11 protein-coding genes and 2 pseudogenes are annotated in these 14,437 nt (G+C 35.2%); all 13 read right to left on the minus strand.

All coding sequences use genetic code 11. The features are described from left to right. Window positions 1-53: hypothetical protein (locus tag CAT7_RS12725; RefSeq protein WP_442852120.1), on the minus strand; the 53-nt coding region annotated here is incomplete at its 3' end. A gap of 13 nt (window positions 54-66) precedes the next feature. Continuing rightward, window positions 67-408 carry a L7Ae/L30e/S12e/Gadd45 family ribosomal protein gene (locus tag CAT7_RS10805; RefSeq protein ID WP_007725520.1) on the minus strand — a complete coding sequence of 114 codons (342 nt, stop codon included), beginning with the start codon at window positions 406-408 and terminating at the stop codon, window positions 67-69. Continuing rightward, window positions 405-689 (minus strand): RNase P modulator RnpM, encoded by a 285-nt coding sequence (gene rnpM, locus CAT7_RS10810; protein WP_007725521.1) that lies wholly within the window; start codon window positions 687-689, stop codon window positions 405-407. The genes CAT7_RS10805 and rnpM overlap by 4 nt, the downstream gene beginning before the upstream one ends. 15 nt (window positions 690-704) lie before the next feature. Then, a complete protein-coding gene (gene nusA, locus CAT7_RS10815; RefSeq protein ID WP_007725522.1) occupies window positions 705-1,982 on the minus strand; it encodes a transcription termination factor NusA in 1,278 nt (425 codons plus the stop codon). Between the two features lie 35 nt (window positions 1,983-2,017). Continuing rightward, entirely contained in the window at window positions 2,018-2,491 is a 474-nt protein-coding gene (gene rimP, locus CAT7_RS10820; RefSeq protein ID WP_007725523.1) for a ribosome maturation factor RimP, read from the minus strand. Between the two features lie 203 nt (window positions 2,492-2,694). Beyond that, a pseudogene (locus CAT7_RS10825) lies at window positions 2,695-7,025 on the minus strand (PolC-type DNA polymerase III). A 146-nt stretch (window positions 7,026-7,171) separates the two neighbouring features. Further along, complete coding sequence (locus tag CAT7_RS10830) at window positions 7,172-8,878, minus strand: proline--tRNA ligase (RefSeq protein WP_007725527.1); 1,707 nt, start codon at window positions 8,876-8,878, stop codon at window positions 7,172-7,174. 59 nt (window positions 8,879-8,937) lie between these two features. After that, window positions 8,938-10,209 carry an RIP metalloprotease RseP gene (gene rseP, locus CAT7_RS10835; RefSeq protein ID WP_029276961.1) on the minus strand — a complete coding sequence of 424 codons (1,272 nt, stop codon included), beginning with the start codon at window positions 10,207-10,209 and terminating at the stop codon, window positions 8,938-8,940. A 200-nt stretch (window positions 10,210-10,409) separates the two neighbouring features. Continuing rightward, entirely contained in the window at window positions 10,410-11,195 is a 786-nt protein-coding gene (locus CAT7_RS10840) for a phosphatidate cytidylyltransferase (RefSeq protein WP_007725531.1), read from the minus strand. A gap of 21 nt (window positions 11,196-11,216) precedes the next feature. Continuing rightward, window positions 11,217-11,993, minus strand: coding sequence for an isoprenyl transferase (locus CAT7_RS10845; RefSeq protein ID WP_007725533.1), 777 nt, complete (start codon window positions 11,991-11,993; stop codon window positions 11,217-11,219). A gap of 670 nt (window positions 11,994-12,663) precedes the next feature. Then, window positions 12,664-13,221, minus strand: coding sequence for a ribosome recycling factor (gene frr / locus CAT7_RS10850; RefSeq protein WP_007725546.1), 558 nt, complete (start codon window positions 13,219-13,221; stop codon window positions 12,664-12,666). 1 nt (window position 13,222) lies between these two features. Further along, window positions 13,223-13,945, minus strand: coding sequence for a UMP kinase (gene pyrH / locus CAT7_RS10855; RefSeq protein ID WP_007725548.1), 723 nt, complete (start codon window positions 13,943-13,945; stop codon window positions 13,223-13,225). A gap of 253 nt (window positions 13,946-14,198) precedes the next feature. Next, a pseudogene (locus CAT7_RS10860) lies at window positions 14,199-14,437 on the minus strand (translation elongation factor Ts); the annotation flags it as partial.

Consider the following 14,437-nt stretch of genomic DNA (forward strand, 5'->3'; position numbering starts at 1 on the left):
GTCAATCCCAAGTTCTTCGCTTTATCAATAACACTTTTAGTTGGTACATCCAATTCTTTGGCGTACTCATAAACACGTTTTTAGCCATGTTATCACCCTCCAATTAAATTGATAATAATTCTCGGAATTTTTTCCAAAGCCATTATCCGTGATGGTGCAAATGGTTCGTTCTCTTCCTATTGCTTGGCTTAACTCACTTCTCGTAAAGTGAATTATAAAAGGAATATGATAATAATTGCACTTATCCGAGATTTTCTTCTTAGTATTTTCACTAGCATCTGTAGCCACAATAACAACTTTTGCAGATAGATTTCTGATTTCTTTCAAACTCAGGTCTTCTCCAGTAGTAAGCTTGCCTGCTCTTGTTGCCATACCTAAAAGATTTAATACTTTTTGTTCTTCTATCATAAACTCATCCTAGCTTTTTGATGCGTAACATAATCCAACAGTTTTTGATAAAAATCATCGTCTAATGCTGTTCCCAATACTTTATCTAGCACATGTTTTTCCCATGCAGCTTGTACAATTTCAGGTTCAATTGAGACATAAGCACCTCGCCCAGGCAGTTTACCACTAGGATCGATTGATACTTGATTTTCTTTATTAATCACAATTCGAATCATATCTTTTTTTGGTTTCATTTCATTGGAAATAACACATTTCCGCATAGGTATTTTGCGTTTTTGCATTGTCATCACCTCTTGTTAGTCTTCAACGTTGTTGCGTTCTTCAGCTAACTCAATCAGCTCTTCTGCAGCTTCAGCATCTAGATTGCCTTCTTCGATGTCAGCATCAATCGTGATTTCATCAAATTCAGTATCTAAGTCCTCAACCGTTTGAATGATTTCTTCTTCATTCATTTCTTGTTCTTGACTTTCAATTGTCTCAATAACTTCAGCATACTCTGCATCTTTTACTAATCCAGCTTCTTCTTTAGCTAATTGAATAGCCGCCATGTCTGTTTCAGATTTGATATCGATTTTATAGCCTGTTAATTTAGCTGCTAATCGAGCATTTTGACCACGTTTACCAATAGCAAGAGACAATTGGTAATCAGGTACAACTACTAAACAACTACCGGCAGCTTCATTAAAGGTTACACTGACAACTTGAGCAGGATTTAAAGCATTTCCGATATAAGTTGCTGGATCTGCATCCCATTCTACTATATCCATGTTTTCACCTTTTAGCTCATTGACAATAGCTTGTACACGTTGTCCTTTAGGTCCGACACAAGTTCCAACAGGATCGATATTTTCTTCTCTAGAACGAACCGCTACTTTAGCACGGTCTCCAGCTTCTCTAGCAATCGAAACGATTTCGACAACTCCGTCATAGATTTCAGGAACTTCTTGTTCGAATAACCGTTTTAATAAATCAGGATGGCTACGACTAACAAAAATTTGTGGTCCTTTTGACGTGTTTTCTACTTTTGTTACATATACTTTGATACGATCATGAGGTTTGTACACTTCATTAGGAATTTGTTCTTGCTTAGATAATACAGCTTCGATTTTTCCTAAATTAACGTAGATATAACGATGATCTTGTCGTTCAACGATTCCTTGCATAATGTCATTTTCATAAGCAATAAATTCATTGTAGATAATATTTCTTTCCGCTTCGCGTACACGTTGCATGATAACTTGTTTAGCTGTTTGAGCAGCAATTCGTCCAAAGTCTTTTGGCGTTACTTCGAAACGGATTTTGTCGCCTAATTCATAAGCTTTATTTAATTCTAAAGCTTCTTCAAGGCCTACTTCAAGGCGAGAGTCATAAACTACATCTGCCACTTCTTTAACAGAATAAACATGAATGTTTCCTTTTTTTAAATCAAATTCAACCTCAACGTTTTGTGCTTGATCATAATTTCTTTTGTAAGCCGAAATCAAGGCAACTTCTAGCGCTTCAATAACGAATTCTTTTGGAATTCCTTTTTCTTGTTCTAAAGCATTAAGAGCATTTAACATTTCTTTGCTCATTTCTCACTTCACTCCTGTCTCTAACAATCATTTAATTAAAATTGAATGGCTCTTCTAGCTTTTGCAATTATTTTACGGCTGAAATCGATATCTTTCACTCTCGTTTTGACGCGAATAGTCAACGTTAACGTTTCATCGTTTACTTCTTTTAATGTTCCTTCATAGACTTTTTCACCATCTACAGGTTCATATAAAGAAATATGGATGTATTCTCCGATTGAATCTGTATAATCTTGTTCTTTTTTTAATGGTCTTTCAGCTCCAGGAGATGAGACCTCCAAGAAATAGGCTTGCGGTATTGGATCCGGATCAATTTTGTCCATATGTTGGCTAATTTGCTCACTAACTAATGCACAGTCTTCTAAATCAATTCCTTCTGGTTTATCAATGTAAACTCTTAAAAACCAATTTTGACCCTCTTTTACAAATTCTATATCTACCAATTCAAACTGATTTCTTTCAACAATAGGTTGCACGATTTCAGTTACTGTTTCTACCACATTACTCAACTTTTTCGCCTCCTTATAGTTAGTTTTATAACTTACTGCCGAAAAAGAGTGAGCGTCACCGCTCACTCTCAACAGAATATCTAAATCCAAATAAATAATACCATAAAATCACGCAATAAGCAACAAAACACTATCAAATAAGTCTTTTCAGTCGATTTTCAACTTGGTTTATTTTCTAATTTAGAGAGGTTAAAAATAAGTGATTAAAAGAGATCAAATAAAGACAATTGATTTTCATCACGCAATCCTTTTAATACTCCATTCTCATTTAAATATTCAATAACCGTTTTAGAACTTTTCCTCTTTAGCTAAATCTTCTTTGAAAGAAACGGTTATCTTTCTGCTTCTATAATTTGCTTAGCACGTAGCTCCAAACTAGTACTGCTCTAAATGGTGCCATCAGCGTATTGCCTTCAATAACAAAATCTGACGCATCTGATTTTGCTAAATCAACCATTTTAAATTCAAATCCTCGTTCGACCATTTCATTAGTCAATTCTAAAACCGTTAGCAGATTTTTCTCTTTCGTTGAAGCATCTAACCCTTTATCGGTTATTTCTTTCATTTTCAGTTTTATGCTGTCTTTCCCTTTAGCCATAGCAACTAAATCAAAATCATCTGCACGGACAGAAAAATATGCAGCATAATAAAGAATCGGAAAATGAACTTTGTAATAGGCTACCCGTAAAGCCATTAGCACGTATGCGGCCGCATGGGCTTTAGGGAACATATACTTAATTTTTAAACAAGAATCGATGTACCACTCTGGTATATTTTCATCTCGCATAGCTTTTTGCCAATCATCAGGAATTCCTTTTCCTTTACGAACCGATTCCATAATTTTAAAGGCTAAGCCATCTTCCATCCCGTTATGAATCAGGTAAACCATAATATCATCACGACAACCGATTACTTCTGATAATGGAATATCATTCACGCGAATCAATTCTTCCGCATTTCCTAACCATACATCCGTCCCGTGTGACAATCCTGATATTTGTAACAATTCAGCAAAGGTTGTTGGTAAGGTTTCTTCCAACATTCCTCTTACAAAACGCGTACCAAATTCCGGAATGCCTAAAGTACCCGTTTTCGACTGGATTTGTTCAGGAGTTACTCCTAGAACTTCGGTACCACCAAAAATTTTCATTACTTCTGGATCATCGGTAGGAATAGTTTTAGGATCGACTCCAGATAAATCTTGTAGCATTCTGATAACAGTTGGATCATCGTGACCCAGTATATCTAATTTTAAAACATTGTCATGAATCGAATGGAAATCAAAATGGGTCGTTTTCCATTCTGAATCTTGTGCATCAGCTGGAAATTGAATAGGGGTAAAATCATAAACATCCATATAATCCGGTATAACGATAATACCACCTGGATGCTGTCCTGTTGTTCGTTTAACTCCTGTTGACCCTTTTGCTAAGCGATCGATTTCTGCAGCACGTAAATTCAAATTATTGTCTCGTTCATAGCCTTTTACATAGCCGAATGCCGTTCTGTCAGCTACGGTACCGATTGTTCCCGCACGGAATACATATTCTTCACCAAAGAGTTCCTTCGTATAATTATGAGCTTTAGATTGATAATCACCGGAGAAATTCAAATCAATATCCGGTACTTTATCTCCATAAAATCCCAAGAACGTTTCAAAAGGAATATCGTGTCCATCTTTATGCAAACGAGCTCCACATTCAGGACAAGCTTTATCTGGTAGATCATACCCTGAACCCACTGAGCCATCTGTGAAAAATTCAGAATACTGACACTTAGGACAACTATAATGAGGCGGCATTGGGTTTACTTCGGTAATTCCAGTCATTGTTGCAACAAAACTGGAACCGACAGATCCCCGTGAACCAACTAAATAGCCATCTGACATACTTTTATGCACCAATTTTTGCGAAATCAAGTAGATAACTGAGAAACCATTACCAATAATACTGTTCAATTCTTTTTCGATTCTTTTTTCAATAATATCCGGCAATGGATTGCCATATAATCGATGTGCTTCATCATAACTTAATTGACGAATTTCATCTTCTGAACCTTCAATTTTAGGAGTATAAAGATCGGTTTTTATTGGTGTAATAGCATCGTCAACCATATCGACAATTTTATTTGTGTTTTTAACAACGATTTGTTGTGCCGTTTCTTCTCCTAAAAACGAGAAAGTTTCCAGCATTTCTGTCGTTGTTCTAAAATGTACTTCAGGCAATTCAGATCTATTTAAAGGATTTGCTCCGCCTTGAGAATTGATCAATATTTTGCGGTAAATGCTATCTTCAGGATTTAAGTAATGCACATTTCCGGTTGCAACTACTGGAATGTTTAAATCCTCTCCAATTTTAACAAGGTTACGAATAATTTCTTCTAAATCCGACTCATCTTTCACTAATTCTTGTTCAATCAAAGGAGCGTAAACTTCTTTTGGCATAACTTCGATATAATCATAAAACTTCGCTTTATTTTTTGCTTCATCAAACCCTTTTTGCATCATTGCTTCAAATACTTCACCTTGACTACAGGCTGTTCCAATAATCAAACCTTCTCGCAGTTTAATCAGCTCAGAACGTGGCAAGCGTGCAGTCCGATAAAAATAATCGACCATGGATGAAGAAATCAATTTAAACAGATTTTTCAATCCAGTTTGTGTTGTGGCAATAATCGTTGCATGAAAAGGTCGAGCTCGTTTATATGCATCCCCTTCACCTGTATGCTCATTCAATTGATCTTGAAAATGGATGTCATGCTCTTCTCTAGCTTCTTTTAGAAACACCCAGCACAAGTGCCCAGTTGTTTCAGCATCAAAAATAGCTCGGTGATGCTGTTCTAAATTGACACCATATTTTTTAGCTAACGTATTTAAACGATGGCTTTTGAATTGTGGATGTAAAAAACGTGACAATTCTAACGTATCAATCACTGGGTTTTCAGCATCCGGTATGTTGTGTTTCGCGTTACTAGTGTTCAAAAATCCCATATCAAAACTAGCATTATGCGCAACTAAGATTGAATCTCCAGCGAATTCTTTAAATAAAGTCAATACTTCTTCTTCAGACTTTGAACCCTGTACCATTTCATCTGTAATACCAGTCAAATTAATTGTCGTTTGCGATAATGGATGTCCTGGATCAATAAATTGTTCAAAAGACTCAATAATATTCCCTTTATGCATTTTAACGGCTGATAGCTCAATAATACTGTTGTACACAGCAGAAAGTCCGGTCGTTTCTACGTCAAAAACAACGTACGTTGCATCTGTTAGTTCAATGTGTTTAGGATTATATGCAATTGGCACACCATCATCCACTATATTAGCTTCAATGCCATAAAGAATTTTTATGCCATTTTTTTGACCTGCATGAAAAGCATCTGGAAAAGATTGAGCACCAAAATGGTCAGTTATTGCAACAGCCTTATGTCCCCATTTAGCTGCTTGGTTGACTAAATCTGTGACCGTATTGGTTGCATCCATTTGGCTCATATTGCTGTGCAAATGCAATTCTACACGTTTGCCATCTTCTGGAGCAGTATCTTTACGACTTTCATGATCCCATTCCGTAATGTCTTGAGCGTTCAAGACTAAATCACGCATAAAATTGTCTTCTTGAACGCTTCCTCTTGCTCGAACCCACATCCCTTTTTTGATTGCTGCAAAAGCTGCCTCATCTTCAGGAGTATTCGAGAATTTTTTCACTGAAAAAGAAGACGTGTAGTCAGTCATTTTTAAGATCAATAACTGTCTTTCGGATCTTAATACACGTACCTCAACATCAAAGACGTATCCTTCAATAGTGACACGGCGCTCTTCTTCAATGATTTGATCCATTGATTTAATCTCTTCTTTAGCTGTAATTTTCCGACCTAAAACAACCTGACCTTTATGAGCTTGAACTTGATTTTTATTTTGTTTCTTTTCTTGTTCAGCCTTTTGAATATTTTCATTCGCACGGATCGCCAATAGCGTTTCAGATTCTTCTTTTTTCGCTTGAAATTCTGCTATTTTTTTCAAATGTGCCTCTTCATCAATAATCGGCTCAATTTTAAACTTTGGAAAACCCAAAGAAGCATACGCTTCTTCAACTGGCGGAAGGTACTGATTCATTAAATGGCCTTTTACAACTTCGTTTTCAACATGAAATTGGATTTTTTTCCCATTTAAAAGTGGAAACTGTTCTCTAAAAGGTTTGTCGCATAATGGTGAAGAAACTTCGCTTAACTTCACTGCTGCTGCCCAGTAATGTTCTAATTTCTCAATCGTCAGTACCGGCTGAAGTGTCTCGATAGTTAATTTAACATTAGCAATCGAATGAAACGCCAATTGCATTTTTTCTGAAAGATTTTGATACACTTCAAACGGTAAAATGTCTTGAAATTGCAAATGAAAATGCCAGCATTTTGACACTTTATGAACCGTAACTTTTAAAACTTTGGCTTGATAAAAATACGGTGTGTAACGTTCTTCATGCTGTAAGCCCACTTGTTCTAGTAATTTTTGAAATAATTCTTCTTGGTTTAAACTCATGAGAAACTCCTTTCACTTGCTAAGGGTATGACGAAAGAAAAACACTTAGCAATCGAACAACTAATTGCAAAAGGAGTACAGACAAGTGGATGTACGTACTTGTTTGAACTCCTTTCATAATTGTGTTTTTGTATGAATAAAATTGATTAGATAGAACTTAATAATATATTTAACGTGTCAACCAATTCATCAGCGCGTACTTCTAAAGCTTCGCCTGTTTTTCTCAGTTTTAATTCAACAATGTTTTCTTGTGCTTTTTTACCAACCGTTATGCGAATAGGCAATCCAATTAAATCTGAATCTTTAAATTTCACGCCCACTCGTTCATTACGATCATCAAGCAAAACAGAAAATCCAGCATGTTGTAAGGTTTCATATAATTCATTTGATAAAGTTACTTGGTCATCGGCTTTCATGTTAACTGGAACCAAATGAAGTTCAAATGGTGAAAGATGTCTTGGCCAATTCAAGCCTTCTTCAGTAGCTTGTTGCTCAGTAATAGCAGATAATAATCGCGTAACACCGATTCCGTAACATCCCATAACAACAGGGATAGAACGTCCATTATTGTCTAAAACAGTAGCATTCATTGCTTCTGAATAACGAGTTCCTAATTTGAAAATATGGCCAATTTCAATTCCTTTGGCAAATTTCAAAACGCCTTGTCCATCAGGTGATAATTCACCTTCTTGTACAAATCGTAAATCGATATAGGTTTCAACTTTTGAATCACGTTCTAAGTTTACATTTAAATAATGATAGCCATTTTCATTCGCTCCTGCAACAGCATTAACCATATCTTGAACATAAACATCGGCAATAATCTTAACTTCTTCATTAACGCCTACAGGTCCGATTGAACCAGCATTTACACCTAGATACTTCATTGTCTCTTCTTCAGTTGCTAGTTCTAAAAAGGCCGCATCAAGGTGATTTTTTAATTTAACATCATTCACTTCATGATCGCCTCGGACGATTACTAAAACGGGTTTTTCATCAGCCATAAATAATAAGCTCTTCATGACTTTCTCTGGTTCTACTTCTAGAAATGCAGAAACTTCCGCAATTGTCTTACTATTTGGTATTTCAACTTTTTCTAAAGCTTTTTCATTTTCAAGTGATTTTTTATGCATATGGAAGCTTGTTGCCATTTCTAAGTTAGCTGAATAGTCACTTGAATCAGAATAAACAATCGTATCTTCTCCTATATCAGATATCGCCATGAACTCTTTAGAATTGCTGCCGCCCATTGCTCCAGCATCCCCAATGATGCTTCTGAAATCTAATCCGCAACGTTCAAATATTCTTGTATAGGCCTTTTCAAAATCTAGGTACGTTTCATCTAAGCTTTCATAACTATCATGAAAAGAATACGCATCTTTCATGATAAATTCTCTTCCTCTTAACAAGCCAGAACGAGGACGTTTTTCATCACGAAACTTTGTTTGAATTTGATAAAGTGAAAGTGGCAAACGTTTATATGATGTAATTTCATCCCGTATCAAAGTTGTAAAAGCTTCTTCATGAGTAGGTCCTAAAAGATAATCGCGTCCATGACGGTCTTGTAATTTCATCAAGTCATCGCCATACGTTTCATAACGACCTGATTCTTCCCATAATTCACGAGGCAATAAAGAAGGCATGAGCATTTCAACTGCATCAATTTTTTCAAATTCTTCACGCATAATTGTTTTTAATTTTTCGATTACACGATTAGCTAATGGCAAGTAGCTGTAAACACCACTTGAAATTTGTCTGATGTATCCTGCTCTTAATAACATTTTATGGCTTAAAACTTCTGCCTCATTCGGTACATCTCTTAATGTTGGAATAAATAATTTTGATTGTTTCATTCTTTTACTGTCTCCTTTTTGATCCGTTAAATTCATCTCTATCTGATCATTTTTAGCTTTTAATTAAAGAAATACGTTTGGATATCATTCCATGTAACTAATACCATCAATAATAACAGTAAACCAACACCAATTAAGGTGATGATTCCTTCTTTTTCTTCACTTAATGGTTTTCTTCTTATGCCTTCTACTATATTCAATAGCAGTTTACCACCATCTAGACCTGGGATAGGCAACATATTAACAATTCCTAAATTAACGCTTAATACTGCCAGCCAATTGACTACTCCTATTAACCCCGATTGAACCACTGATTCCGTCGTTGCATAAATAGCCACTGGTCCGCCAAACATATCAATAGAAAAGCCTTTCGTAAACATCGAACCAAGAACTGTAAATAATTGAGTTATCAAAAACCAAGTTTGAGTAAAACCAAAACTGATTTTGTCCCAGATTGATGTTTTCAATGTGGCTTGAACACCAATTTGGCCTACTTCTGTTCCATCGCTTGCTTCATTAGCAACAGGGGTCAGTAGAACTGTTTTTTCAGCGACATCTGCGGATTCAACTTGAAAAGTTAATTCAGTCCCAGGATTAACTTTAACCACGTTTACCATTTCTGTCCATGTAGTAATTTTTTCATCGTTAATTTGAACAACACGGTCGCCTTCTTTTAAGCCTGCTTCTTCTGCAACACTATCTGGCATGACCGTACCCAATATGTTTTCTTGACTGACTACTCCGCCTTGTAAGAATGCAAGTACAATAAATGCAACTACTGCTAGAATAATATTATTCATTGGTCCAGCAAAGTTCGTCATCATTCTTTTTGGCAGACTAGCGGATTGAAATTGAACATCCAGTGGTGCAATTTGAACTTCAGTTCCATCCTCTTCAATAATCATGGCATTTCTTAATACTGGATAGCGAACTAGATTGGTTTCGTCTCCAGCTAGATAACCTTCAACATACAATTCTTTCTCTAAATCAATCGAACTGATTTCCATCGGAACTGCATCTAGCAATTGTTTTTTCTTGTAATTATTAATTAACGTCACTTCATTAGCGTCATTCAACAGCAAACCAAGAGGCGTACCAGGTTTTATTTCTGTTTCTTCTTCATAACCTGCCATACGAACATATCCGCCTACAGGTAAGATACGAATAGTAAATGTCGTTTCCCCTTTTCGATAGGAAAATATTTTCGGTCCGAATCCAATAGCGAACTCTCTAACTAAAATACCTGCTTTTTTTGCAAAATAATAATGCCCAAATTCATGGAAAATTACTAAAATACTAAAAACTATAATAAAAGTAATAATGGTAGCGATCATATACTCTCTCCTCTATACTGCTTTACAAGATTCGTTTAACTTTTAATGATGGATTAGATGATTCATACTGCATACAAAACAAGTTTAATTCTATCATAATTTAGATACAATAACCAACCGACTTATCAATTTATTACTTATAAGAGAAAAGCAGCCATCACAATAAAGGACAACTACTTTCTAAACCACTATGAAAATTAAACCATTCCCGAAAAATAAAGAATTGGCAATACAAATAGCAAACTATCAAAACGATCTAAAATCCCACCATGACCCGGTAGTAATTTGCCAGAATCTTTCACATCATAATACCGTTTAAGCGCTGATTCAACTAAGTCACCTAATTGTCCTGCTACTGAAAGTATTATCGTTAAAACTAACATCCAACTTGTGTTGTTCATTTGTGGGTAATAAGAGAGGTAGATAAATGCCACGATAATAGCCAAAGCAATTCCGCCTAAGGCACCTTCAATGGTTTTGTTGGGACTGATTGAAGGTGCGAGTTTGTGCTTCCCTAATTTTCTTCCAATCAGGTATGCCCCTATATCTGTTGACCAAACAACAAACAAAACAAATAGTAATAAATCTAATCCTGACTGTCTTGTCAGCAGTAAAAATCTGAAGCCATATCCTATGTACATTGTTCCTAGAACGGCTACTGCTACATCATCAAACGTAAAATTGTTTTTTGAAAATACCGTGCAAACCAATAATAATAATACAAAAAGATAAAATAGATTTTGCGTAGTAAACTGTTCTGGCATGAGCTTTGTTACATAATTTGGAAATAATAGCACTAATAAAGCCAAAATAGAAATAAGTCCTTCAATCGACATAATTTTATTGCCTTTCATTCTAAACAGTTCAAATAACGCAATTATCCCTATCCCAGCAACAACAAGTTCTAAAATCCACGAACCCATATAAACAACTGGTACAAAGAGAATAAGGGCAACAATTGCCGTAATAATCCGTTGTTTCATTTTTATTTCCTCCTAAACTAATTATAATCCTCCAAAACGACGGTGTCTTTTTTGATAAATTCCGATAGCGTCTTCTAAAGCTTGCTCATCAAAATCAGGCCAAAGTACTTTAGAAAAATAAAACTCACTATAAGCATTTTGCCATAACATAAAATTACTAATTCGTTCTTCACCACTTGTGCGGATCATAAAATCAACATTTTGATACTCTTCTAAGTTGCGAGTCATTAATGACTCTTCAAATAAAGATTCTGTAATATCTTCTACATCGATTTCACCCGTTTTGACTTTTTCTGCGAGTGTTTTTGAAGCTTCAAGTAATTCACTTCGTCCGCCATAATTGAGCGCAAAATTCAATACCATACCTGTATTTTTTTCAGTATCAGAAATAGCTTTTTCAACAGCTTTACGCGTATGATTCGGCAATTTTTCTGTAAATCCCATGACTTGCACTTTTACATTCTGCTCCATTAATTCAGGTACAAAAGTATCAAAAAAATCAACTGGTAACTGCATTAGAAAATTTACTTCTTCATCCGGTCGTTTCCAATTTTCAGTTGAGAATGCGTAAAGAGATAATACTTTAACACCAATTTCGCTGGCTCTTTTAGTTACTTTTTTTACAGTATTCATTCCTTCTTTATGACCAGCAATCCGTGGCATAAATCTCTTTTGAGCCCAACGCCCATTCCCATCCATAATAATAGCAATATGGTGTGGGATTGTTTCATCAACGTTAAAAGAATCAGTTGTTATTTCTTTTGCTTTTTGATTTCTTTTTCTAAATAATCCTTTCACGGGTTTCCCTCCACTTCGTGATTCACCATTATTCATTGTAGCAAAAAAGGGGCTAAAAACCTATTAAATTTACTAATAAACAACTTTTTTAGCAAATATTTAAGAAATAAATAAAGTTTGATTTTGAAATTTCTATGATAACTACTAGTGATTCTGACTTATAGTGCAAAAATGCCTTTTAGTAGGCTCTAAAAATGAAAAATGTTATAATAAATTATAGACTTAGTTACTTAAGGAGGACATTAAAAATGAATAGAAGAATCAAAAAATTTATCGTTGGGTTAATTATTTCTGCTGTCGTAACCAAATTAACAAGCATGTTAATGGGAGAAGATAAAGAAAAAGCCTAAAAAAAATAAAAAAAAGACACTACAAACCTTCCTAATGAATGGTCTGTAGTGTCTTTTTGGCTCTTCGTCAAATAGTGTGGCTGCTTCTAAAAATTCTTATGGAATAGACGGATTTGCTTGTAAGAGCCCTGGTACCGTCTTAAGCCTCAAACACAGCTTAATCGCTAAAGCGATAATGCTGTATCATTCGCATTGAATACTTCACAGGGCTACAAGCAATCCTATTCCTCCAGAAGTGTTAACCATGAACTAAATTCATCTAATCAACCCTATAAAGTATAGAGCCTTTTTTAAAACTGTAAACTTACTCTAGCAGTAAGTTATACGTCTAATAGTTCTTTTTCTTTTTCAGCAGCGATAGCATCAATATTTTTGACACTTTCATTTGTAATTTTTTGGATATCTTCTTCAAAAGTACGTAAGTCATCTTGAGTAATTTCGTTATTTTTTTCAGCTTTTTTCAATTCATCCATTGCTTCACGACGAATGTTACGGACAGATACTTTAGCATTTTCAGCTTCTTTACCTACTTTTTTTGCTAACTCTTTACGGCGTTCTTCAGTCAATTGAGGAATCACTAAGCGAATAACATTTCCATCATTTGCTGGACTAATACCAAGATCACTCTGCATAATAGATTTTTCAATATCAGAGATAGATGTTTTATCAAATGGTGTAATCATTAGAACGCGTGGTTCTGGAACTGAAATTTGAGCCAATTGTTTCAATGGTGTAGGTGCTCCGTAATAAACTACATTAATTCTGTCTAATAGACCAGCATTTGCACGTCCAGCACGAATTGTTCCTAATTCACGTTGTAAAGCACTTTCCGTTTTAACCATTTTTTCATTTGTTGTTTGTAAGATTGCTTTTGTCATGTTATTTCCCCCTAACAGTTGTTCCAATAGTTTCACCTAATGCAACACGTTTAATATTTCCTGTTTCATTTAAATTAAAGACAACCAACGGAATGTTGTTATCCATACTCAATGAACTTGCAGTTGTATCCATTACTAGTAAACCTTTGTTAATGATTTCCAAATGAGTTAATTCTTCAAATTTCGTAGCATTTTTATCTAATTTTGGATCGGCTGAATAGATCCCATCAACATTGTTTTTAGCCATTAAGATTACGTCAGCGTCAATTTCAGCTGCTCTTAAAGCAGAAGTTGTATCTGTTGAGAAATAAGGATTCCCAGTACCACCAGCAAAAATAACGACGCGTCCTTTTTCTAAATGACGCACGGCTTTTCTACGGATATACGGCTCAGCGATTTGACGCATTTCGATTGAAGTTTGTACACGCGTTGGGACACCTTCATTTTCAAGGCAATCTTGCAATGCTAAAGCGTTCATTACTGTAGCAAGCATTCCCATATAGTCAGCTTGTGCTCGTTCCATGCCCATCTCAGAACCAACTTGACCGCGCCAAATGTTTCCGCCTCCAACAACAATAGCGATTTCTACACCTAATTCTTTAACTTCCTTAATTTCTTTACTAATCTCTTTGATAGTTGGTGGTGCAATTCCGAATCCAGTATTACCTGCTAAAGCTTCACCGCTTAATTTTAAAACGATACGTTTATACTTTGGTTCAATCATTTAAGTTTCCCTCCATTGGCTCTTTCACTTTTACTATTTTACCATACTCTGACAAAAACTTCATCAAAAGATAGACCTTATACTGGTTCTCTTAGTAAGATCACTCGATAAGAAACCTTTAAATCTTAAACGATATTGAAGCATTGTTTGACTATCACATAAGTTCATCTATCCATACCAAAAAGGATCATCCTAAAAAAATACTAGTAAAAAAGGAACGCAATTGTTGCGTTCCTTTTTAAGATGATTCATTTTATTTGTTTACTTGATTCATAACTTCTTCAGCAAAGTTATCTTCACGTTTTTCAATTCCTTCGCCGACTTCAAAGCGAACAAAAGATTTAACTACAGCGCCTTTTGATTCAATGTATTTTCCAACTGTTTGATCTGGATCTTTTACAAATGGTTGGTCTACTAAAGAAATCTCAGCTAAATATTTATTTAAACGTCCTTGAATCATTTTTTCAACGATGTTAGCTGGTTTGCCTTCGT

The sequence above is a fragment of the Carnobacterium sp. AT7 genome (assembly GCF_000171855.1).
Taxonomy (GTDB): Bacteria; Bacillota; Bacilli; order Lactobacillales; family Carnobacteriaceae; genus Carnobacterium_B; species Carnobacterium_B jeotgali.